Source organism: Lysobacter sp. 05T417, assembly GCF_056396405.1.
The window spans coordinates 87,902-110,328 of record NZ_JBFTLK010000007.1; the positions used below are offsets into that span (position 1 = coordinate 87,902).

Consider the following 22,427-nt stretch of genomic DNA (forward strand, 5'->3'; position numbering starts at 1 on the left):
CACGCGATTAAGAGCCGTGTGCTCGTGACGGCGCACTTCAGGGGAGCTTTGCCAATATGACCGTCGTAAATCCGCAAGCCCGGCGTTCCAGCCGGCTGTCCGCCGTAAAGCAGTTGTCCGCCGTGCTGGCCATCGCCTGCGCGCTGGCCGCCTGCCAGAAAGAAGAGCCCGCGCTACCAACCGCGGCTGCACCCGCCGCCACCGCAGCCGCACCCGCGGTGACCGCCGACACGGCCGTGTCTGCCAAGGTGACGGCCATGACGGCCGACCAGCTGCGTGAGGCGGCCCGCAAGGCCTACGCCGAAAACCGTCTGTACGCTCCGGCCGAGGACAACGCGGTCGAGTACTACCTGGCACTGCGCGACAAGGCACCCGGCGACGCCGCTGTGTCGAGCGCGCTGACCGACCTGTTGCCGATGACGGTCATTGCCATCGAGCAGAGCGTCAATCGCGAGGACTTCACCGAAGCGCAGCGCCTCGCGGCCCTGCTGGAGAAGGCCGATGCGCAGCATCCGGCGCTGGCGCGTCTGAAGACCAGCATCGCCACGCAGCAGGAAGCGGTTGGCAAGCGTGCGGCCCAGCAGCAGTTGACCGCCGAGGAAGAGACCAAGCGCAAGGCCGATCTGGAACTCAAGCGTGTCGAGGACCAGAAGAAGCAGCAGGAAGAGGCTGCCAAGCTGCTGGCTTCGCAGAATGCCAAGGCCGCTGCCGACAAGGTTGCCGCGGACAAGGCTGCTGCTGACAAGGCCGTCGCCGACAAGGCCGCTGCCGATGAGCGTGCCGCCGAGCAGCGTGCCGCGGTTGCGCGCCAGACGGCCGCGGCTCCGGCCAGTGCCGATGCCAGCGATCTGCGTCCGCTGTCGATGCCGCCGCCGCGTTATCCGCCCGATGCGCTGCGTGCCGGTACGTCGGGTGAGGTGCAGGTGGAGTTCACGGTCGGTACCGATGGTTCGGTCACCGCCGCGCGCGTGGTGCGTTCCAATCCGGCCCGCATCTTCGATCGCGAAGCCGTCAACGCTGTTCGCAAGTGGCGCTTCCAGCCGGTCGATTCGCCGGTCACGACGCGCCGCACGATCGGCTTCAATCCGCAGAGCTGATCCGGCCAGGCGTTGCGGGAGCGGTTGGGGAACCGCTCTCGTCTGCGCCCAGGCAGCAACAAGAAAGCCCGGCGCGAGCCGGGCTTTTTCTTCTGGGCCTCGTTGCTCGCGGACTCCTGTCCGATGCGGGGCGCCACCCGGTCTTCGTTCTATAACCCGTCATTCCCGCGCAGGCGGGAATCCATGGACGCCGCTTCCTGCGATCAACCGGCAATCGCCAGGCGCTCCTGGTGGTAACGGCGCACTGCCGCGAACCACAGCAGGGCGGCAACGCCGAACCCGGCCGCCAGGTAGATCGCCCACACGCGGGTGTCGATCTCTTCGCCGCGGATGACCTTCAGCAGCATCTGGTTCTGGGCAAGGAACGGCACGGCGAATTGCCACATCTGCGTCTTGATCGGGTTCACCGCGAGCGCGATCGTCGGGATCATCGGCAGCAGCATCAGCCAGGTCATGTGGCTCTGTGCTTCCTTCATGCTCTTGGCCGTCGCCGACAGGTAGGTCAGCAGCGTGGTGCCGATGAACAGCATCGGCAGCAGCACCAGCAGCATGCGGCCCATCGCGGCGAAGCGCACGTCGAGCATCTTGCTGACGGAGGTGCCGAACTGCGCGCTGAACTTGAAGGCGAGCAGGGTCAGCAGCAGCGACAGCAGGCCCAGCGCGCAGGCCGCCGCGATCTTGCCGCTGACGATCGCGCCGCGACGCGCGGGCGTCGCCAGCAGCGGTTCCAGTGACTGGCGTTCGCGCTCGCCGGCAGTGGCGTCCATGATCAGGTAGGCGCCGCCGAGGAACGACATCAGGATCAGCAGGTACGGCATGATCGACGACAGCACCAGGCCGCGCTTGGCGTCCTCGGTGGCGAGGTCGCGGCTGCCGACGTTGAGCGCGCGCGTGATCGATGGGTCGATGCCGCGCGCGAGCAGGCGCAATGCGCCGACCTGGTCGCCGTAGGCAGTCAGCGCGGCGCGCAGTCGTGCTCCCGGGATGTCGCTGTCACGGCGCGTGCTGTCGCGGACGATCTCGACGAGGGCAGGTTGGCCGTCGCGCCAGTTGCGGGCGAAGCCGACACTGATGCGCATCGCCACGTCGATGTCCTGGCGCGCGATCGCCGCGTCCAGGTCGCTCGGCGCCGGCTTGGCCTCGATGCCCTGCGTGGCCAGGAACGCGACCAGGTTCGGTGCGCGCTCGATGCCGACGGTGGGAACTTCCAGGACCTTGTCGAGCTGGGTCTTGGCGCGGCTCTCGGCCAGTGAACCGATGCCGATCATCAGCAACGGGTACAGCAGCGGGCCCATCAGCAATGCCAGGGCGAGGGTGCGGTGGTCACGCGAGATGTCGCGCAGTTCCTTGCGCATCACCGACCACAACGTGGCCATGACGCCGGTGCGCGAACGCGTGCCTTCTTGCTGGATCGAACTCATGCGTGCAGGCCCTCATCCGAACCAATCGCCTTGACGAAGGCATCCTCCAGGTTTGCCTCGCCAGTCTGTGCGCGCAGCTCGTCGGCGCTGCCCGATGCCACCACCTGGCCCCTGGCGATGATGACGATGCGGTCACACAGTGCGGCGACCTCCTGCATGATGTGGCTGGAGAAGATCACGCAACGGCCTTCGGCGCGAAGCTGCTGGAGGAACGAGCGCATGGCGCGCGTGGTCATCACGTCCAGGCCATTGGTTGGCTCGTCGAGGATCACGTTGCGCGGGTCGTGCACCAGGGCGCGCGCGATCGCGGTCTTGGTGCGCTGTCCCTGCGAGAAGCCCTCGGTCTGGCGGTCGAGGATGTCGTGCATCTGCAATGCGTCGGCCAGCGTCTGCGTGCGCTGCGCGATCGCCTGCGCGGTCATGCCGTGCAGTTCGCCGAAGTAGGCGATGTTCTCGCGCGCGGTCAGGCGCTTGTAGACGCCGCGCGCATCGGGCAGCACGCCCAGTGCGCGCCGCACCGCGGCCGGGTCGCGCGATGCATCGACGCCATCGACCATCACCTGGCCGGCGTCGGGTTTCATCAGCGTGTAGAGCATGCGCAGCGTGGTGGTCTTGCCGGCGCCGTTGGGGCCGAGCAGGCCGGTGATCTGGCCGTCGTGGGCTTCGAAGTGGACGCCATCGACGGCGCGCACGGTGCCGGTCTTGGTCTTGAAGCTCTTGTGCAGCTCGTTGGCGATGATCATGGTTCCCACCCGTTGAAGCCGGTGAACGGCGGCACGTAGCCGATCGCATCCAGGCACTTGGCGTCGAGCTTGCGTGCGTCGGCGGCCTCGATGAACTGACCCACCAGCTTCGGCAGGCAGCCGACGCCGCCGACGTTGTGGCCCTGTCCGCGCAACACCAGATGACGGCCATTGGGCAGGCCCTTGAGCACCTGTTCGCCGTACGTCGGTGGCGTCACCGGGTCGATCTCGCCCGACAGCAGCAGCGCTGGCACATCCGACTTCAGCGGCTGGTTGAAGTCGGCCGGGCGCGTTCCGTGCGGCCAACTCCTGCAGGCGGCGAAGAACGCGGTGGCGACGTCGGGGCCGAGGACCGTAGTCGCATCGGCAGGATCGGCGCGGTAGCGGTCGGCATCCTCGGCGCAGATCACCGACCACTGCATGGTGCGCGACATCTGCCCACCCACTTCGCGCGTCATCAACTGCGACAGCGCCATGAGCGGTGCGTAGCGGCCATGGTCGGCCTCGTCGATCACCACCGGCAACAGCGACGCCATCTGCGGCATGTACGAGAACAGGTGGGTGAGACCGGCCACCGTATCGCCGGTGAGCGTGTCGCGCTTGACCTCGGCGCTGGCCGGATCGCGGTACTCCACTTCCACCGGCGCTGCCGAGAGGCGCTCCTTCAGCCCGTGCAGCTGCGCGCGCAGATCCTGCGGGAAGCGCTTGCTGCAGCTCGATACCTTCTGGCACTGCGCGGCCTGGATGCCGAGCGCGCGCTCGAAGCTGCGTGCGAACTCGGCGCCGACGACCAGTTCGTTGGGCGCGATGCCGTCGAGCACGATCGCGCGCGTGTGCTTCGGGTAGCGCGCGGCGTACTGCTGCGCGACGCGCGTGCCGTAGGACACGCCGACCAGGTTGATGCGCTCGACACCGAGCGCGGTGCGCACGGCATCGAGGTCGGCGATGGCCTGGGTGGTGGTGTAGAAGCGCGGGTCGGCCTTGCCGGAAAGCGCCTGCGCGCAACGCGCCGCATAGTCGGCAATGGCATCCGCGTCGATCTCGTCGGCGCTGGCCAGCGCCAATTCGCGGCCGTTGCCGTCGCGGCAATCGAGTGTGCCGAGTTTGCCGGTTCCGCGCTGGTCGATGAGGACGATGTCGCGCTGCTTGCGCACGTCGCGCAGCGCCATGTCGATCTGCGCGGCGTACTCTGTCGCGGCCTGTCCGGGGCCGCCGGCGAGGAAGAACACCGGGTCGGTGGTGCCGCCGGACTGGTCGCTGGCCGGCAGCCAGGCGATGTTGAGCGCGATCCTGCGACCCTTGGGTTCAGCCGGATTCTCGGCTACGTCGAAGGTGGCGCATTGCCCGTCGATGCTGCTCGGCGACATCGGCGCCGACAGCGTGCACGGTTCGAAAGCGATCGTGCCGAACATGCGTTTGCCGGCATCCTTCGCCGTCGCGGATGGATCCGCGACCTGCGAACCGCAGCCGGCCAACAGCCAGGCTGCCGCCAACGCGGCCGCCCATCCCCTGGTAATGCGCATCGTGTCCCTCTCATCCGCAAGGCAAAGCGCCTTCAAGGATGCCAGACGCGCGGCCCTACTTGCTGCTGACGTACTTCTCGCGGCGGATCTGCGGCACCGGCAGGCCATGGCCCTTGAGCGACTCGAAGCAGGCATCGACCATGTTCGGATTGCCGCACAGGTAGGCGATGTCGTCGCCGGCGCTGGGCGCGAACTCGTCGAGGTACTGCTGGACGTAGCCGTGGCGGACGTCGGCATGGGCCTGGGCCGAGCCGGGTTCGGGCAGCTCGCGCGAGAAGCACGGCACGAAGCGGAAGTTCTGCGGGTGCCTGGCGGCGAAGGCGCGGAACTCGTCGCCGTACAGAAGCTCGGCCGGCGTGCGCGCGCCAAACAGCAGGACCACTTCGATGCCGCGCTCGCGGATCAGTGCATCGAGCTGCGGCAGCATCGCCCGGTACGGGGTGACGCCGGTGCCGGTGCCGATCAGCAGGTAACGCTTGTTGGCGTCGGCCGGCATCAGGCAGAAACGCCCGAACGGACCGCTGGCATCGACGCGGCCGTCCGACTCCAGGCCCTCGAACAGGGCCGTGGCGGCGCCGCCGGCGACGTAGCTGACGGCGATCTCCACCGCCTCGCCCGGTCCCAGGGCGTGGTCGTGGATGGTCGCCAGCGAATAGCTGCGCTTGGTCGCGGTGCCGTCGGCGTAGGTGAAATGGACCTGGATGAACTGGCCCGGGATGAAGTCGAGCGGCTGGCCATCGTCGCGGACGAACGTGTAGTGGCCGACCGTGGGGGCCAGCATCCGGCGCGAGACGAGCTTGAGAGGGAAATGCTGGATGGCCACTGACGATACCGATGGATGGTGCAACAGACTGTGGCCGGAGTGCGGCCACGAGGCCGCCTATACTACCGGTTATCGCTGCGCGGCTCGCGGCGAAGGCATTCCAATGACCCCGGCTTCGAACCTCTCTCCGGCGGCTCCCGCCGCTGCCACCGCCCTCGCCCCCGCACTGTCGGTCCGCGACCTGCGCAAGACCTACGACAACCGCGTCGAGGCGCTCAAGGGCGTTTCCCTCGACGTCGTCCCGGGCGACTTCTTCGCCCTGCTCGGCCCCAACGGCGCCGGCAAGAGCACCCTGATCGGCATCGTCAGCTCGCTGGTCAACCTCAGCGCCGGCTCGGTGTCGATCTTCGGTGTCGACCTGGCGCGCCACCGCGACGCCGCCATGCGCCTGATCGGCCTGGTGCCGCAGGAACTGAACTTCAACATGTTCGAGAAGCCCCTCGACATCCTGGTCAACTACGCCGGCTTCTACGGCGTGCCGCGCGAGCAGGCGCTGGTCCGCGCCGAGGTCGAACTCAAGCGCGCCCACCTGTGGGAGAAGGCCAACATGATGAGCCGCACGCTGTCGGGTGGCATGAAACGCCGCCTGATGATTGCGCGGGCCATGATGACCCAGCCGCGCCTGCTGATCCTCGACGAGCCCACCGCCGGCGTCGACATCGAGATCCGCCGCGGCATGTGGAAGACGCTCAAGGAGATCAACGCCGCCGGCACCACGATCATCCTCACCACGCATTACCTGGAAGAAGCCGAGAGCCTGTGCCGCAACCTGGCGATCATCGACCGCGGCCGCATCGTCGAGCAGGGTCCGATGAAGGTGCTGCTGTCCAAGCTCGACGTCGAAGGCTTCCTGCTCGACATCGACGGACAGCTGCCGGCGACGCTGCCGTCGATCGAAGGCACGACGCTGCTGGCCGCCGACGATCACACGCTCGACATCGAGATGCCGCGCGCGATGGATCTCAACCGGGTGTTCGCCATCCTCGGCGATGCCGGCATTCGCGTGCGCTCGATGCGCACCAAGTCCAACCGCCTCGAGGAACTGTTCGTGCGCCTGACCGGCGACAACGCGCAGGACAGCACCGTGCAGGTCCCGCCGGACCAGGTCGCGTAACGAACTGCCGCCCCCTCGCGCCACGGCCGGGGAGGCCAATCCGGAACAGCATTGCAGGCCCCACACATGAATACCGCCGTCGCCAAAGAACTCACGGACCACCAGCGCAACCTGGTCGCGCTGGGCACCATCGTCCGTCGCGAGGTCAACCGCATCCTGCGTATCTGGGGCCAGACCCTGGTGCCGCCGGCGATCACCATGACCCTGTACTTCCTGATCTTCGGCGGCCTGATCGGCTCGCGCGTGGGCCAGATGGACGGCATCAAGTACATGGACTTCATCGTCCCCGGCCTGGTGATGATGAGCGTGATCCAGAACAGCTACGGCAACATCTCGTCGTCGTTCTTCGGCGCCAAGTTCGGCCGCCACGTCGAGGAGCTGCTGGTCAGCCCGATGCCGAACTGGGTGATCCTCGGCGGCTACGTCGCCGGTGCGGTGCTGCGCGGCCTGATGGTCGGCGCGATCGTGCTGGTGATCGCGATGTTCTTCACCAAGGTGCGCATCCCGCACCCGCTGGTGACCTTCGCCACCGTGCTGCTGGGCGCGACGATCTTCTCGCTCGCCGGTTTCGTCAACGCCGTGTACGCGAAGAAGTTCGACGACGTCGCGATCGTGCCGACGTTCATCCTGACGCCGTTGACCTACCTCGGTGGCGTGTTCTATTCGGTCAAGCTGCTGCCGCCGTGGGCTGAGGCGATGACGCATGCCAACCCGATCTTCTACATGGTCAACGCGTTCCGCTATGGCCTGCTCGGCGTCAGCGACGTGCCGGTGTGGGTGGCCTTCGCGCTGATGCTGGCGTTCGTCGTCGCACTCGGCTCGCTGGGGCTGTGGCTGCTCAAGCGCGGTGTCGGCCTGCGCAGCTGAGGAATCCGCGATGCGAGTGCTGGTTCTCGGTGCCGGCGGAACCGGCGGTTACTTTGGCGGACGCCTGGCGCAGTCCGGCGCCGACATCACTTTCCTGGTGCGTCCGGCGCGAGCGGCGCAGCTGGTTGCGAACGGCCTGGCGCTGCGCAGTCCGCTGGGCGATGCCGATATCGATGTCGCGCATGTCACCGCCGATGCCTTGCCGGCGTTGGCCGGCGAGCGACCGTTCGATCTGGTGCTGCTCAGCTGCAAGGCCTACGACCTCGACGACGCCATTGCATCGGTGGCGCCGGCCGTCACGGACACGACCGCAATCCTTCCGGTACTCAACGGGCTCGCGCACTACCCGGTCCTAGATGCGGCGTTTGGCGCGACAAGCGTGCTCGGTGGCCTGTGCTTCATCAGCGCGATGAAGGGCCCACAGGGCGAAGTGCTGCACCTGGGACGGCCGGCCTCGATCACGTTCGGCGAGCGCGCAGGCAATCCGGACAGCGCACGCACTGCCGCCTTCGCCGCGCTGTGTGCACAGGCGGGCGTCGATCACGTGCGCTCGCAGCGCATCGCCGCCGAGCAATGGGCCAAATACACCTTCCTGTCGACGCTTGCCGCCGCCACGTGCCTGATGCGCGCCAGCGTCGGCGGGATCGTTGCCGGCGAGTGTGGCGATGCGTTCATGCGCGCGCTCTACCGCGAATGCCTGGCCGTGGCCGTGGCCGAAGGCGAACCGATCGCGGAGGCCGCGCAGCAGGCCGCACTGACCACGCTGACCCAGGCCGGATCCGCGCTGAAGGCCTCGATGCTGCGCGACCTGGAAGCCGGCCAGGCCGTGGAAGCGATGCAGATCGTTGGCGACATGCTGCACCGCGCCCAGGCCGCCGGGCAGTCGGCGCCATTGCTGGCCGCGGCGTGGTGCCATCTGCAGGCTTACGAGTCGGCGCGAGTCACGCGCTAGCGCGCGTCGATTCAGTGCGCATCGACTTAGTGCACATCGACTTAGTGCACATCGACCTAGTGCGCGGCGACGCGGTTCAGACGATTCTGATGGCGCTGGGCGGCACCGGACGCTGAACTGGCCGGCACCATGCATGCATCAGATCCCGCCATGAACCGGAATCCGGAAACCCGCCAACGGACGGCATCGCTCCGGATGCTGGCGCTCAGGATTCCGGCCATCCTGCTTGCCCTCATGCTGCCGTTGCCGACCCCGGCACAAACTGCGGCTGTCGAGTTGTCACCGCGACTGCCAGCGAGCGCGATTTCATTCCAGCCCGAAGCGCGCCCCCCGGGTCTGGTCACGTCGAATGACGATGCCCCGGCTACCGATCATGTGCATCCGCCCGTACTGGTGTTCGCCACCGGGCAGCGTGAGCCCGAGTCGCCGGGCTACTTCTCGATCAAGGATCCGTGCGCGCCGGAGAACCTCAACCGCAACGACGAGCCGCTGTCGCAGCGGGTCGACTGCACCGGGCTCGGCGTTCCATCAGGATGGTTTCCTGCGCAGAACCGCGGCGGTTCCGGTCGCTGAATCTGCGGACGTCCCGTCAATCGCACGCGACCGCCGCACCGTCGGCACGGCAGACCCCGGGCCAGCCGTGCTCGCGCCAGTACGTCGCAATTCCACTGCGCTGCAGGTAGTGCTGGAAGGCCGGGTCCTGGCGCAGTGCGCGCGAACCGGGCTGCCAGAACACCCACTGGTATGACGCGTAGCCGGCGCGCTGGACTGCGTCGAGGCCGTCGACGTCGCGGGCGTAGTCGCGTTGCGGCAGCAGCAGGCGGGTGAAGTCGTAAGGCACCTGTCCCTGCCAGTGATGGCGCTCGGACACCTCGATGGCGGTCTTCACGGAGGGCCACAGGGCCGGGTCGCGCAATGCCGCCAGCGCCGCCAGTTCCGACGCGCGCCAGGGCACTTCCAGCGGCAGTGCCTCGACCAGGCGCTGCGCCGTGTCGTAGTCGCGCCGCCACACCGCATTGAAGAACAGCGCCGTCTCGCTGCGTTCGGGCGACGCCAGCGCGAGGCTCTCGCGCGCCTCTTCGTGGCGGCCCAGCGTGTCGAGCAGCCGGCCTCGCCAGAAGAACAGATCCTGGTCGTAGGGCGACAACTGCAGCGCCTCGTCGGTGACCTCCAATGCCTGCTCGACGTAGCCGAGCGTAGCCAGGTGGTAGGCGCGCCAGCCGCGGAACATCGCATCGGCGGGCGCCAGCACCACGGCCTTCTTCGACAGGTCCATGCAAGCCTGCCACTGCTGCAGCCGGCACGCCCTGGCGGCGAGGACGCCATGCGCCTCGGGTTGCTCCGGGTCGAGCTGCAAGGCGCGCATCGCGGCCTGCTCGGAGCGTGCGCGCAACTCGTCGCGGCCGGGCTGCGCCCGCAACGAGAGCGCCCACAGCACCATCGCCAGGCCGCCCTGGGCCCGCGCGTAGTCGGGGTGCTCGAGGGTCAGTTCGCGCAATGCCTGTTCCGCCGCCATGGCGCGGTCCTCGCCTACTCGCGGCGAGGCGTTGCGCGCGAGCAGGTAGCGCCGGTACAGCGCGGGGTCCTCGCCGCTGGTGGAGGTCGCCGCAGACAGGCCCAGCTGCAGCTGCAGCGCGTTGGCGATGGCGATGGCGATATTGCGCTGCAGGACGAAGATGTCGCGCAGTTCGCGGTCGAAACTCCGGGTCCAGATGGTGCGGTCGCCGTCGGCCTCGACCAGGTGGAGGCTGATGCGCAGCCGCTCGCCGTCCTGGCGCACGCTGCCTTCGAGCATGTGCGTCGCCTGCAGCCGCCGCGCCACCTCGGCAGCGGGCAGGTTGGCATCGCGAAACTTGAACGAGGCCGTGTGCGAGATCACCCGCAGGCCGTCGATGTGGGCCAGCAGGCCGATCATTTCCTCGCTCAGGCCATCGGCAAACGCCTGGCCGCGCGGGTCGTCGCCGACGGCGTGCATCGGCAGGACCGCCAGCACCGGCGCCGGCCTGGCCGGCGGTGCTCCGCCGGATGGCGATCGCCATAGCCACCAGGCCAGGGAAACCGCTGCGATCGCGAACACCAGGGCGGCGTAGACGAGGCGGCGGCGCGAGGCCGGTCGTGATGCCGGCTGCGGCAATCCGGGGGCATCGGGTTCCGGGGCGGGCCCGGCCGCATCGCCGGTCAGGGCCGCCTCGGGCGGGGCCTCGCTGTCGCCGGCGCGCCGGTTGTGGGCGGCGTTCGCGTCCGCCCCGATTTCCGGCGATGTGTCCGGCAGGTCGAAACGATAGCCGTAGCCGTACACCGTGTGCAGGTAGCGCGAGCTCTGGGCGTCTTCGCCGAGGGCGTGCCGGACCAGGGTGACGACCCGGTTGAGCACGCCAGGCGTGACGTGGCGGTGGCCCCAGACCTGGTCGAGGATCTCGTCGCGCGAGAACACCTGGCCGGGTGATCCGGCCAGCAGTTCGAGGACGGCGAACGCCTTGGGTTCCAGCGCCTGCGGTTGTCCGGCGCGCAGCAGGCGTCGTCCCGGAAGGTCCAGGACGATGTCGTCGAAGCGGAGCACGGGCGGTTCGGGTCGGGTCATCGCGGCACGTGGGAAAACACCCAATTACGGATACGGGGGCCAGCCGTGCACACGGCCTAAGCTTTTCCAAAGGATTGGCGCAAGGCCAAAGACAAGCCTGTGCTCGCCCTCAGGCCAGCCTCAAGACCTGAATGCCGCGCAGCGCGAGTCTGGTCGCGCCGGAACCTGCCGGCGACCCCGGGAGCCTCCCATGAATGCCCGCAATGCCCGCAATGCCTGTCTCACCCGTCCCGCGCTCCTCGCGCTGGCACTGCTCGTCCCGGCCGCTGCCGCAGCCCAGGTGGCCGATGACGCCACCGCGCCAACGATCACCATCGACTGCCAGCGTCCGCTGCTGCCCAGCCAGCAGGCGATCGCCCGCCTGACCGGCGTCGACAACCCGGGCCAGGCTTACGCCGTGCGGACGCGGCTGATGATCGACACGCAGCGCGCCTGCCAGCGCAGCCCCGGCATCGTCCAGCTGGTGCTGGCCAGGCCGCAGCAGTCGCAGCGGTTGGCCGGACGCTGAGACGACTCAGCCGGGCAGGCGGAAGAACGCGCGCGCCGTGGCGGTGCTGTTGGCCGCCGAGGTGGCAACGTCCTCGCCGCGGTCGCGGGCGAGCTCCTCGACGATGTGCGCCAGGTACATCGGCTCGTTGCGACGGTGCGGCGGCGCCGGCCGGATCGTGCGCGGCAGCAGGTAGGGCGCGTCGGTCTCGATCATCAGGCGGTTGGCCGGAATCGACTTCACCAGCTCGCGCAGGTGCTGGCCGCGGCGCTCGTCGCAGAGCCAGCCGGTGATGCCGATGTGCCAGTCGCGGTCGAGGTAGTCGAACAGCTCCTCGCGGGTGCCGGTGAAGCAATGCACCACCGCCGGGCCGATGCGACCGTCGAAGTTGTTCATCATCGCCATGAAGTCGGCGTGGGCATCGCGCTGGTGCAGGAACAGCGGCTTGCCGGTGTCGACGGCGATCTGCAGCTGCTGCTCGAAGGCGCGCCGTTGCGCCGGCCGCGGCGAGAAGTCGCGGAAGTAGTCGAGCCCGCATTCGCCGACGGCGACGACCTCGGCATGGGAATGCAGCTCACGCAGCTGCGCATCGCATTCGCTGGTGTACTCGCTGGCATGGTGCGGGTGCACGCCGGCCGTGGCGAACAGCTTGCCGGGATGCTGCTTCGCCAGCTTCAGCGCCAGCGGCGAATGCTCGCGGCTGGCGCCGGTGACCACCATCTGCGCCACCCCGGCTTCGCGGGCGCGGGCGAGCACGGCGTCGCGGTCGTGATCGAACGAGTCGTGGGTGAGGTTGGCGCCGATGTCGACCAGTTGCATGGCAGGAGAGCATTGCAGGGCGGGGCAGTCTAGCAACCGCGGCGGTGCAGGCCGATCCGCGCGCCTGTCGCGCGCCCGCGGTGCACTCCCGCCTTATCCTTGTGCGGTGAACGAGCAAGCCCGGCAAGCGCCCACCTTCCCCATCGACGAACTGCTGCCGCGGATCCGCGCCAGCCTGGCCGGGCACCCGCGCCTGGTCCTGGAGGCGCCCCCGGGCGCGGGCAAGACCACGCAGGTGCCGCCGGCGCTGCTCGATGCGCCGTGGCTGCGCGGCCAGAAGATCGTGATGCTGGAACCGCGCCGGGTTGCCGCGCGTGCCGCCGCCGGGTTCATGTCCCGCCAGCGTGGCGAGCCGGTCGGCGAAACCATCGGCTACCGCATCCGCTTTGAGAACAAGGTGTCGGCGCGGACCCGGATAGAAGTCGTCACCGAGGGCATCCTGACGCGGATGCTGCAGGACGATCCGATGCTGGAAGGCATCGGCGCACTGCTGTTCGACGAATTCCACGAGCGCCATCTCGCTGCCGACCTCGGCCTGGCGCTGGCATTGGATGTGCAGTCGGGCCTTCGCGAGGACCTGCGCATCGTGGTGATGTCGGCCACGCTCGATGGCGAGCGCCTGGCCGGGTTCCTCGACGCACCGCGATTGAGCAGTGCAGGGCGCAGCTATCCGGTGACCGTTGGCCATTTCCCGAGCCGGCGCGACGAGGCGCTCGAGCACCAGTCGCGGCGCGCGGTCGAACACGCATTGGCCGAGCACCCGGGCGACGTGCTGGTGTTCCTGCCGGGGCAGCGCGAGATCGCCAGGGTGCAGGCGGCGCTCGAATCCAGCCTGGCGGTCGCGGGCGGCAACGCAGCCGACGTGCTGACCCTGCATGGCGAGCTGCCGGTGGAGCAGCAGTCGCGCGTGTTGCAGCCCGATCCGGACGGACATCGTCGCGTCGTGCTCGCCACCAACGTTGCCGAGTCCAGCGTGACCCTGCCGGGCGTGCGCGTGGTGATCGACAGCGGCCTGGCGCGCGAGCCCCGCTATGACCCCAACAGCGGCTTCGCCCGGCTCGATGTCGTCAACATCGCCCAGGCCTCGGCCGACCAGCGCGCCGGTCGTGCCGGTCGCGTCGCCGAAGGCTGGGCGTACCGGCTCTGGCCGCAATCGCAGCGCCTGGAGCCGCAGCGTCGCGCCGAGATCGGCCAGGTGGAACTGGCCTCGCTCGCGCTCGAACTGGCCGCATGGGGCGATGCCAACCTGCGTTTCGTCGACCCACCGCCGGGCGGCGCGCTGGCCGCCGCACGCGAGCTGCTGCAGCGACTGGGGGCCCTCGATGGCGGCGCGATCACACCGCTCGGCCGGCGCATGCTGGCATTGGGCACGCATCCGCGTCTGGCGGCGATGCTGCTGGCGCCGACACAGGCCGCCGAAAAGGCGCTGGCCTGCGATCTGGCGGCGCTGGTGGAGGCGCGCGACCCGTTGCGCTCGCGCAGCGACGCAGTGGCCGAGCGCTGGCAGGCGCTGGCCGCATTCCGCGCCGGTCGCGTTGGCGCCGACGCCTCGCGCTCGGCGCTGGCGGCGATCGACCAGGCCGCCAGGCAGTGGCGCCGGCGCCTGCGCGTGGATGCGAACCCGCCGGCGTCCGCGCCGCCGCACCTGCTGGGCGATCTGCTGCTGCACGCATTCCCGGACCGGATCGCGCGCCAGCATCCGGGCGACCCGTATCGCTATCAGCTCGCAAACGGCCGCAGCGCAAAAATCTTCGACGACAGCGCCCTCTACGGTGAACCGTGGATCGCCATCAGCGAACTGCGCGACGATCCACGCGATGCCCGCGTGATGCGCGCCGCACCGCTCGACGAACAGCGGTTGCGCCAGGATTTCCCGAAGCGATTCGTCAGCGAGGACCGCGTCGTCTGGGACAGCGCCCTGCGCGGCATCGCGGCCGTGCGCGAGCAGCGCTTCGACCGCATCGTCATCGACAGCCGCCCGCTGGCCAAGCCTGACCCATCGCGTTACGCAGACGCGCTGGTCGATGCCGTCCGCCAGCTCGGCCTGCAGGCGCTGCCGTGGACCTCCTCGCTGTCGCAATGGCGCGCCCGCGTGCGCTGCCTGCGCGCCTGGATGCCCGAGCTCGCGCTGCCCGACCTGTCCGATGATGCGCTGTTGTCCACGCTCGACGCGTGGCTCAAGCCCGTGCTCAGCGGCAAGACCCGTCTCGATGCATTGGCCGAGCAGGAACTCGGCGAAGCACTGCGCTCGCAGCTCGACTGGTCGCTGCGGCAGAAGGTCGATGCGCTCGCGCCGACCCGGATGACCGTGCCGTCGGGAATGGATCGATCGATCGAATATGCCTTTGATGACTCCGGCGACCAGCCGGTGCCTCCGGTGCTGGCGGTGAAGCTGCAGGAGTTGTTCGGCCTGGCCGACACGCCGCGCATCGCCGAAGGGCGCGTGCCGCTGACGCTGCACCTGCTCTCACCCGGCGGCAAACCGCTGCAGATCACCCAGGACCTGCGCGGCTTCTGGGATCGGACCTACCCGGAAGTGAAGAAGGAAATGAAGGGCCGTTACCCCAGGCACCCATGGCCGGACGATCCGTGGACCGCGGCCGCGACGCACCGCGCCAAGCCGCGCGGAACCTGACCGGGTCTTTCTCGAACATGCCCTCGCGCCCTCGCGCCTGCGCGGATCGCTACACTCCTGCCCATGAATTCACCGCTCGACGATGCCGGGTTCCTGCCGTTCAAGCTCGACCTGGTCGGGCGGCGCGTGCTGTGGTTGCAGTTCGATGCGGCGCAGCGGCGCGAGGCGGCATTCCTCGACGACCGCGCACTGCCGGCAAATGCGCAGGGCGGCTGGATGCCGCTCGACGCGATGCCAGCGCGCGCCAGCGATGCGATCGCGCCGGCCGACGCCATCTTCCACATCGGCCATTGCGGCTCGACCCTGCTGAGCCGCCTGCTCGACAGCTGGCCACACGTGCAGGGCCTGCGTGAGCCGTTGCCTCTGCGCACCCTGGCCGAGGCCTGGCCCGAGTTGCAGCAACCGCAGTCGCGGCTGTCGTCCGCACAGGCGGCGCAGCTGTTGCGCGCGCTGTGGTCGCGCTGGTCGCAGCCGCTGCCGCCGCAGACGCGCAGCGTGGTCAAGGCCACCAGCAGCTGCAATGGATTGATCGTGCCGCTCCTGGAGCTGCAGCCAGCGATGCGCGCGGTCCTGCTCGACATGCCGTTGCGGCCCTATCTTGCGACGCTGCTGAAATCGCCGGCATCGGTGCTCGATGCCGCCGCCGCCGCCGGCGAGCGCCTGCGCGACCTGCATGCGCGCGGATACCTGGGGAAAGACGCTGACGGCGTCGCATTGCACGCGTTGACCCTGCCGCAGCAATGCGCGATGGGCTGGCTGGCCGAGCGCGTCCGCTTCGATGCGATCGCGCGCGGCGAGCACGGTGCACGCGTAGTGCGCCTGGATTTCGACGCACTGCTGGCGCAACCGGTCGAGCAACTGCACAGGGTCGTCGCCCACCTTGGCCTCGACCCCGCCGGGCTCGACGACGCCATGGCGTCGCCTGCATGGGGCCGCTATTCGAAGGCGCAGACACACGGCTACAGCCGCGACGACCGCGCCCACGACCTGGCACTGGCCCTGCAGCGGCACGCTGCGGAAATCGCCGAAGGAGAGGCGTGGGTGGAAGTCCTGCTGCAACGCCATCCCTCATTGCGGGCAGCCGCCGCGGGCTAGCGCCGCAGCTGCCTGCGCCTCAGGTGTCGGCCCACATCCGGAATAGGTTGGTCCGCAGCGATTCCAGCAGCACCTGCAGGCGTTGGCGGTCAGCGCCGCTGGCGACCAGCGTGCGTGCTTCTTCCAGCTGCACCAGCAGTTCGCGCCGGCCGATGTCGGCCACCCAGCTCTGCAGCCAGGTGATCGCCGCCAGGCGCACGCCGCGGGTCACCGGCGTGACGCGGTGGATGGTGGTCGACGGATACAGGATCGCGCTGCCAGGCTCGAGCTTGTAGGTCAGCTCCTGCGCGCCCAGCTGGATGGTCAGCTCGCCGCCGTCGTACTCGGCCGGATCGTTGAGGAACACCGTGCACGACAGGTCGCTGCGCATCGGCGGCGTCGACGGGAACAGGGCTTCGTCGACGTGCCAGCCATAGTTCATGCCCGGCTCGTAGCGAACCACCGTGGTCCGCGCCATCGTGCGCGGCTGCGCGAACACGCGCAGCTCCGGAAAGCGCATGAGGGCATCGCGCGCAATCTGGGCAATGCGGGTATTGGCCGGGTCTTCCTGCGGCGCCTGCAGATTCTGCTTCACCGACGAATCGGGATTGGTGACGCGGCCGTCGCCGAAACGCACCTGTGGCAACAGCTCGCGCACCGCCTGCAGTTCGGCGGCGGAGAGCACGTTGGGCAACACTCGGATCATGGCGGGCCACGCAGGAGTGGATCAGGGCAACGGCCATGATCGGCATTCAGCCGCGAGCCGGCAACCGTGCACATCGCTCACGCCGCTTCAACGAAGCGGCGTGGACACTGCAGCCCTGCCCACGTTTCCCGGGATTGACCACGATGAGCAAGTTCACCGACCTGCCCGAACGCGCACTGGAGCTGGCTTCCGCCGTCGGCGACAACCTCCGCCACGCCGTGCCCAGCGTCACCCAGCACGCCGGAAAATGGCTCGAGACAGGGGCGAAACTCGGCGTGGTCAAGGGCGGCGTGCAGGTCGCGGGCAAGTTCGTGCGCCGCAATCCGGTGCTGGTGGCGGCCGCGGTGGCCGGTGCCGGCCTGCTCTGGTACGCGGCCAAGCGCCGTGCCCGCAACGCCGAGAACGGCAGCGGCGCGGCCATCGAAGGGACGGCACGCCGGGTCGAGGCACAACGCACCGCACGCCGCCCGGCGCCCCGGCGCACGCGCCAGGCTCCCGCCGAGTAGGCCCAGCGCCTAGTCGATGGCCAGCGCCTAGTCGATGGTGATCGGCCCGGCCTCGGGCAATTCGATGATGAACCGGGAACCGCCGTGCCGGCGCGGCTCGTACCAGAGCTGGCCGCCGGCGTTGGCGATGATGCGCTTGGCCAGCGACAGGCCCAGGCCGTTGGACAGGCCGGTCGGGTCGGCGCCTTCGTGCAGTCGCACGAACGGTTTGAACAGTTCGCGCTGGCGGTTTTCCGGGATGCCCGGGCCGCGATCGGCGACGATCAGCTGCCAGTAGCCCGGTGCGCCGCTGCGCGCGGTCAGCAGCAACTCGCAGTCGGGCGCGTATTTCATCGCATTGGTCACCAGGTTCTCGCTGACCTGGCGCAGCACGCGCGGGTGGATCGCGACCTGCGCCGGTCCAGCCGGCGGCCGCAGGTTGACGCGGATGCCGCGCGTTTCCAGCTGGATCTCGTAGCGCTGCAGCAACCACTCCAGCGTTTCGCCCACGTCGGCGCGTTCGGCCGGCACCTCCTGCCCGCGACGACCGGCCTGGCTTTCCAGGTAATGGCGGATGTAGCCCAGGGCGTCGTCGGCGCTCTCGTGGATCATCTGCAGGTAGCGCGGGACCCGTTCGGGCTTGCACACGCCGCTGCGCAGCAGTTCGCCGGCGAACAGCACGCTGCTGAGCGGGTTCTTCAGGTCGTGGGCGACCAGGTTGACCAGTTCCTCGCGCTCGCGGGCGACGCGTTCGAGGCGGTCGCGGGTGAGCTTGAGGCCGACGTGGGCGTTGACCCGGGCCAGCAGTTCTTCGGGCAGGAAGGGCTTGGTGACGTAGTCGACCACGCCCGCGTCGAAGGCGCGCAGCAGCAGGTCGCGGTCGTGGGCGGCGGTGACGAACACCACGGGCACCTGCAGCGGGCCGAGTTCGTGCAGCGCGGCGAGGACGTCGAAGCCGTCCATGCCGGGCATCATCATGTCGAGCAGGATCAGGTCGGGCGGCGATTCGACGTAGCGCTGCAGCGCTTCCTCGCCGCTGCCGGCGGTGATGACCTCGTAGCCCTGGCGGACCAGGAGGGTTCCGACCACGCGCAGGTTCACGTTCTGGTCGTCGACGACCAGAATGCGACCCGAGGTGCTCGGGCCCGAACTGCTTGTTGCTATGGCCATGCGTCCGTGTCCCCGTGGCGGCGACGTCCCCTCTCGCGCCGCGGCAGCATCGGGCCAGACGTTAGCAGAAACCTGCCGGATTGCGCGCATTTTCCACCCCATGGCCCGCAGAACCTTGCCGGGATCGGTCGACATCCGGTCATGGTCCGCAACACGGCGTTGCGGGATGCGTCTGCCCCAGAGACCACAACGCGTCGCATCATGTAACACCCTACTCCTGCCGCGCCCCCCTCATGAGCCAGTCCACCCGGCCGCCCGGCCGTTCGTCGCTGCAGGTGGCGCCCTTCCCCTCCGGCGGCATGGCCACCCGGCCTGGCAACTGGGAACGCCACCCGCGACGGTCTCCGGCCAGGATCCAGCAATGACCGCCGCCACTTCCCACGACCCCGCCGCGCGCCGGATCGGCTTCACCCTGGCCGCCGCCGGCGCGGTGCTGTTCTCGGCCAAGGCGATCCTGGCCAAGTTCCAGTACCGCTACGGCATCGACGCCCTCGATGTGCTGGCGCTGCGCATGCTGCTGTCGCTGCCGCTGTTCGTCGCCCTGGGCATCCACGAATCGCGACGGTCCGCACGCGCGCCGATCAGCCGGCGCGACTTCGGCCTGATCCTGATCCTCGGCGTGCTCGGCTACTACCTGTCGAGCCTGTTCGACTTCTGGGGACTGGAATACGTGCCGGTGTCGCTGGAACGGCTGATCCTCTTCCTCAACCCGACCTTCGTGCTGCTGATCGGCATGTTCGCCTTCGGCCGCAAGGTGGCGCGCAAGGAATGGGTCGCGATGGCGGTGAGCTATGCCGGCGTGGCGCTGGTGTTCGTCGAAAACCTGCGCGTGCAGGGCGAGCACGTGCTGCTGGGCAGCGGCCTGGTGCTGCTGGCGGCGCTGAGCTACGCGCTGTACCTGGCGATGTCGGGCCAGCTGATCCAGCGCATCGGCTCGCTGCGACTGGTGGCGTATGCGATGTGCGTGTCGACTGCGGCCACGGTGCTGCACTACCTGTTGATGCGCGATCCGGCGCACCTGCTGCAGCTGCCTGCGCCGGTCTATTGGCTTGCGCTGGTCAACGCGATCTTCTGCACGTTCCTGCCGGTGACCTTCACGATGGGCGCGGTGGCGCGGCTGGGCGCGGGATCGGCCGCGCAGATGTCGGTGATCGGACCGGTGTCGCTGGTGTTCCTCGGCGCGTGGCTGCTGGGCGAACCGATCACGGCGGTGCAACTGGTGGGCACCGCGGTGGTGCTCGGTGGCGTGCTGCTGCTGACGCGGCCCGGGGCGAATTCGGTGCCGGTGGCGAACTTCGCAGCCGATAGCGACCCCGATGAAGAGACGCGAGGCTGATGCCGCCGAAGCGGGCCGGTGCTCAATCGCAGTGACGCCACTGGCCCGGCGCGAGCTCGCCGAGCCGGTACGGGCCGATCGCCACGCGCACCAGGCGCAACGTCGGCAGCCCGACTGCGGCGGTCATGCGCCGCACCTGGCGGTTGCGCCCTTCGCCGATGGTGATTTCCAGCCACCCATCCGGCACGGTCTTGCGGAACCGCACCGGCGGATCGCGCGGCCATAGCCAAGGCGGGTCGATGCGCCGCGCCTGCGCCGGCAGCGTCGGGCCGTCATTGAGGGCGACACCGCGCGCGAGCGCGGCGACCTGGTCCTCGGCGGGATCGCCTTCGACCTGCACCCAGTAGGTCTTGGGTTGTTTGTGCCGCGGGTCGGTCAGGCGATGCGCGAGCGCGCCGTCGTCGGTGAGCAGCAGCAGGCCTTCGCTGTCGTGGTCGAGACGACCTGCGGCATAAACGTCAGGGGGCAGGCCGAAGCCGGCCAGCGTCGGACGCGGTGGCGTGCTGCGGTCGGTGAACTGGCACAGCACGCCATAGGGCTTGTTGAACGCGAGGATCACTTCGCCTTGCGGAAGCGCAGCGTCATCCGGTCGCTTTCGCCGATGGCCTTGTACTTGGCGTCGTCGGCGGCGTCATGGCGGTTCACCGGCGGCAGCGTCCACACACCATTCGGATGGTCGGTGGTGTCCTTGGCATTGGCGTTGACCTCGCTCTTGGCCTCGAGCACGAAGCCGGCGCCCTGGGCCAGCTGGATCACCAGCGCCTCGGTCAGGTAGCCCGACTCCTTCTGCCTGGCCAGGTCGGTGCCCGGCTTGGCGCGATGGTCGACCACGCCGAGCGTGCCGCCCGGCTTGAGGACGTCATGGAACGCCTTGAAATAGGCCTCGGCATTGTTGTCGCTGACCCAGTTGTGGGCATTGCGGAAGGTCAGCACGGTGTCGGCCGATCCGGCCGGGCCGAAGTTGGGCGCCTTCGGATCGAACCCGCGCACTTCCGGTGTGCCGTACACAGCCGCGTTGCCGGCGAACTTGCCGCGCAACGTCTTGTTGGCGTCGTAGCGGTACTTGGGCTGGCCCGGGATCGCGTCATCGGAGACCGCGGCGACGTAATGGCCGCCATCCTTCAGATACGGCGCGAGGATCTCGGAGTACCAGCCGGTGCCGGGGGTGATCTCGATCACCGTCTGCTGCGGGGCCACGCCGAAGAAGGCGAGCGTCTCGCGCGGATGGCGGTAAGGATCGCGCGCGACATTACGCGGATCGCGGACGCTGCCGGCGATGGCGGCGTCGAGGGCGGCGCTGTTGTCGGGCGCCGCGGTTGCCGGCGCGGCCGCTGCCTCGGCGGCGGTGTCGTGCACGGTGCTGGCGCAACCGGCGAACGCGACGGAAATCAGGCTGGACAGCAGGACGACGGGCAGCGTGCGTTTCATGCGGTGGGCTCCAGGCCAAGGCTCGGTACGGGGGCGCCAGCCTAACCCCTGGCGCTGCCGGCAGCCATCACCCGCCCTTGCGACGCCCGGCCGGTGCGGCCGGCCTGGCCGCGCGCCGCGGCGGCTTCATGCGGGGTGGCGGCACGCGCGGTGGCGGCAGCGCTTCGGCGGCTTCGTACACCTGCGCTTCCTCCAGCAGCCAGTCGCGGAACACGGCCAGCCCACCGTGTCCGCGCGAGCGTGGCGGGAACACCAGGTAATGCGCGAACTCGGCCTTGAAGCGCTCGTCGAACAATGGCACCAGGCGCCCGGCATCGATCAGCGGGCGTGCAAGCGTCATCCGCCCGAGCACGATGCCAAGCCCTTCGACTGCCGCACGATGCAGGTTCTCCGAATCGTCGAGGATGGCAACGAAGCGCTCCGGTGGCGTACCGCCGAACTGCGCGAACCATTCGCTCCAGCGACCGCCGGGCGCACCCAGCAGCGGGAAGCTGCCGAGCGTTTCCAGCGTCGGGTAACCCAGGCGCTCCAGCAGTGCCGGACTTGCGGTGGGCGTCACCCAGTCGTTGAACAGGTGCACCGCTTCCAGGCCGGGCCATTGACCCGGGCCGAAGCGGATGCCGGCGTCGATCGAGGTGTCGCGGGCGAAGTCGACCACGCCGACATTGGATTGCAGGCTGATCTCCAGTTGCGGGTTCGCGGCGAGAAAACGCGGCAGCCGCGGCACCAGCCAACTCGATGCGAACGACGGCATCAGCGTGATGGTCAGCGAGTCGTCGCGGCATGCGCGCGGCTGCAGCGCGCGCTCGATGGCATCCAGGTGCGGCGCGATGCGTTCGTACAGCGCCTGGCCGTCATCGGTGAGGCGCACACCGCGCGCGCCACGCACGAACAGGCGTCGGCCCAGGCGCTCCTCGATCGCGCGTATCTGGTGGCTGAGCGCACTGACGGTGAGGTGCATCGATTCGGCGGCGCGGGTGAGGTTGCCCATGCGCGCGGCCGCCGCAAAACCGATCAGGGACTGCAGGGGCGGACGACTCATCCGAGGTTCTCCATTGCCTGGGCCTGGAACTGTGAGACTTGAGGACAGCTCAAGTCTAGGTTGCAAAACCGTCGCTTTTTCTTCGAAACCAGCAGGCCTATCTTGCAACCTGTTCAAGGAAGTT

The 22,427-nt window shown here is 69.0% G+C and carries 21 protein-coding genes; 10 read left to right on the forward strand and 11 right to left on the reverse strand.

The window, feature by feature from the left end; genetic code table 11:
* Positions 1 to 56 precede the first annotated feature (56 nt).
* Positions 57 to 1,097: an energy transducer TonB gene (locus AC1DER_RS13960; protein ID WP_441815669.1), complete on the forward strand. Its 1,041-nt coding sequence runs from the start codon at positions 57 to 59 to the stop codon at positions 1,095 to 1,097.
* A 203-nt stretch (positions 1,098 to 1,300) separates the two neighbouring features.
* Here the strand turns inward: AC1DER_RS13960 and AC1DER_RS13965 are convergent, their stop codons facing one another.
* Genes AC1DER_RS13965 through AC1DER_RS13980 form a run of 4 tightly spaced genes read right to left on the reverse strand, consistent with a single transcriptional unit; the run spans position 1,301 to position 5,607 of the window.
* Positions 1,301 to 2,518 carry an ABC transporter permease gene (locus AC1DER_RS13965; RefSeq protein ID WP_477244916.1) on the reverse strand — a complete coding sequence of 406 codons (1,218 nt, stop codon included), beginning with the start codon at positions 2,516 to 2,518 and terminating at the stop codon, positions 1,301 to 1,303.
* Complete coding sequence (locus tag AC1DER_RS13970; RefSeq protein ID WP_441815671.1) at positions 2,515 to 3,261, reverse strand: ABC transporter ATP-binding protein; 747 nt, start codon at positions 3,259 to 3,261, stop codon at positions 2,515 to 2,517. Before AC1DER_RS13970 ends, AC1DER_RS13965 begins: the two co-directional genes overlap by 4 nt.
* Complete coding sequence (locus tag AC1DER_RS13975; protein ID WP_477358063.1) at positions 3,258 to 4,784, reverse strand: alpha/beta hydrolase; 1,527 nt, start codon at positions 4,782 to 4,784, stop codon at positions 3,258 to 3,260. The genes AC1DER_RS13970 and AC1DER_RS13975 overlap by 4 nt, the downstream gene beginning before the upstream one ends.
* Positions 4,785 to 4,839: 55 nt before the next feature.
* Entirely contained in the window at positions 4,840 to 5,607 is a 768-nt protein-coding gene (locus tag AC1DER_RS13980; protein WP_477244910.1) for a ferredoxin--NADP reductase, read from the reverse strand.
* 103 nt (positions 5,608 to 5,710) lie between these two features.
* Here AC1DER_RS13980 and AC1DER_RS13985 point away from each other — a divergent pair, with 103 nt between their 5' ends.
* The 4 genes from AC1DER_RS13985 to AC1DER_RS14000 all read left to right on the forward strand — a co-directional run bounded on the left by AC1DER_RS13985 (position 5,711) and on the right by AC1DER_RS14000 (position 9,113).
* Positions 5,711 to 6,721 (forward strand): ABC transporter ATP-binding protein, encoded by a 1,011-nt coding sequence (locus AC1DER_RS13985; protein ID WP_477245030.1) that lies wholly within the window; start codon positions 5,711 to 5,713, stop codon positions 6,719 to 6,721.
* A 66-nt stretch (positions 6,722 to 6,787) separates the two neighbouring features.
* Positions 6,788 to 7,588 carry an ABC transporter permease gene (locus AC1DER_RS13990; protein ID WP_477244908.1) on the forward strand — a complete coding sequence of 267 codons (801 nt, stop codon included), beginning with the start codon at positions 6,788 to 6,790 and terminating at the stop codon, positions 7,586 to 7,588.
* A gap of 10 nt (positions 7,589 to 7,598) precedes the next feature.
* Positions 7,599 to 8,540: a 2-dehydropantoate 2-reductase gene (gene panE / locus AC1DER_RS13995; RefSeq protein ID WP_477244906.1), complete on the forward strand. Its 942-nt coding sequence runs from the start codon at positions 7,599 to 7,601 to the stop codon at positions 8,538 to 8,540.
* A 150-nt stretch (positions 8,541 to 8,690) separates the two neighbouring features.
* Positions 8,691 to 9,113: a hypothetical protein gene (locus AC1DER_RS14000; protein WP_477244904.1), complete on the forward strand. Its 423-nt coding sequence runs from the start codon at positions 8,691 to 8,693 to the stop codon at positions 9,111 to 9,113.
* Between the two features lie 16 nt (positions 9,114 to 9,129).
* On the opposite strand, the gene AC1DER_RS14005 is transcribed toward AC1DER_RS14000, so the two are convergent.
* Positions 9,130 to 11,121, reverse strand: coding sequence for a winged helix-turn-helix domain-containing protein (locus tag AC1DER_RS14005; protein WP_477244902.1), 1,992 nt, complete (start codon positions 11,119 to 11,121; stop codon positions 9,130 to 9,132).
* A 190-nt stretch (positions 11,122 to 11,311) separates the two neighbouring features.
* Between AC1DER_RS14005 and AC1DER_RS14010 the strand changes: the two genes are divergently transcribed.
* The gene (locus AC1DER_RS14010; RefSeq protein ID WP_477244900.1) at positions 11,312 to 11,629 is read left to right on the forward strand and encodes a hypothetical protein; all 318 of its coding nucleotides are present in this window, start codon (positions 11,312 to 11,314) and stop codon (positions 11,627 to 11,629) included.
* A 6-nt stretch (positions 11,630 to 11,635) separates the two neighbouring features.
* Here the strand turns inward: AC1DER_RS14010 and AC1DER_RS14015 are convergent, their stop codons facing one another.
* Positions 11,636 to 12,427, reverse strand: coding sequence for a TatD family hydrolase (locus tag AC1DER_RS14015; protein ID WP_441815680.1), 792 nt, complete (start codon positions 12,425 to 12,427; stop codon positions 11,636 to 11,638).
* A gap of 106 nt (positions 12,428 to 12,533) precedes the next feature.
* On the opposite strand from AC1DER_RS14015, the gene hrpB reads away from it, so the two are divergent.
* Complete coding sequence (gene hrpB, locus AC1DER_RS14020) at positions 12,534 to 15,062, forward strand: ATP-dependent helicase HrpB (RefSeq protein WP_477244898.1); 2,529 nt, start codon at positions 12,534 to 12,536, stop codon at positions 15,060 to 15,062.
* 63 nt (positions 15,063 to 15,125) lie between these two features.
* Positions 15,126 to 16,157, forward strand: a complete 1,032-nt coding sequence (locus AC1DER_RS14025) for a hypothetical protein (protein WP_477244896.1) — start codon at positions 15,126 to 15,128, stop codon at positions 16,155 to 16,157.
* A gap of 19 nt (positions 16,158 to 16,176) precedes the next feature.
* On the opposite strand, the gene AC1DER_RS14030 is transcribed toward AC1DER_RS14025, so the two are convergent.
* Positions 16,177 to 16,842 (reverse strand): Fe2+-dependent dioxygenase, encoded by a 666-nt coding sequence (locus tag AC1DER_RS14030; RefSeq protein WP_441815683.1) that lies wholly within the window; start codon positions 16,840 to 16,842, stop codon positions 16,177 to 16,179.
* 143 nt (positions 16,843 to 16,985) lie between these two features.
* On the opposite strand from AC1DER_RS14030, the gene AC1DER_RS14035 reads away from it, so the two are divergent.
* Positions 16,986 to 17,348, forward strand: coding sequence for a hypothetical protein (locus AC1DER_RS14035; protein WP_441815684.1), 363 nt, complete (start codon positions 16,986 to 16,988; stop codon positions 17,346 to 17,348).
* Between the two features lie 27 nt (positions 17,349 to 17,375).
* On the opposite strand, the gene AC1DER_RS14040 is transcribed toward AC1DER_RS14035, so the two are convergent.
* Positions 17,376 to 18,497, reverse strand: a complete 1,122-nt coding sequence (locus tag AC1DER_RS14040; RefSeq protein ID WP_477244893.1) for a hybrid sensor histidine kinase/response regulator — start codon at positions 18,495 to 18,497, stop codon at positions 17,376 to 17,378.
* A 361-nt stretch (positions 18,498 to 18,858) separates the two neighbouring features.
* On the opposite strand from AC1DER_RS14040, the gene AC1DER_RS14045 reads away from it, so the two are divergent.
* Positions 18,859 to 19,833: a DMT family transporter gene (locus AC1DER_RS14045; protein WP_441815686.1), complete on the forward strand. Its 975-nt coding sequence runs from the start codon at positions 18,859 to 18,861 to the stop codon at positions 19,831 to 19,833.
* A gap of 22 nt (positions 19,834 to 19,855) precedes the next feature.
* Here AC1DER_RS14045 and AC1DER_RS14050 read toward each other — a convergent pair whose 3' ends face one another.
* The 3 genes from AC1DER_RS14050 to AC1DER_RS14060 form a co-directional block, all read right to left on the reverse strand.
* Positions 19,856 to 20,392 carry a pseudouridine synthase gene (locus AC1DER_RS14050; RefSeq protein ID WP_477244891.1) on the reverse strand — a complete coding sequence of 179 codons (537 nt, stop codon included), beginning with the start codon at positions 20,390 to 20,392 and terminating at the stop codon, positions 19,856 to 19,858.
* Entirely contained in the window at positions 20,389 to 21,261 is an 873-nt protein-coding gene (locus tag AC1DER_RS14055) for a class I SAM-dependent methyltransferase (protein ID WP_441815688.1), read from the reverse strand. Before AC1DER_RS14055 ends, AC1DER_RS14050 begins: the two co-directional genes overlap by 4 nt.
* Before the next feature lie 67 nt (positions 21,262 to 21,328).
* Positions 21,329 to 22,303: a LysR substrate-binding domain-containing protein gene (locus tag AC1DER_RS14060; protein ID WP_477358066.1), complete on the reverse strand. Its 975-nt coding sequence runs from the start codon at positions 22,301 to 22,303 to the stop codon at positions 21,329 to 21,331.
* Between the last annotated feature and the right edge of the window lie 124 nt (positions 22,304 to 22,427).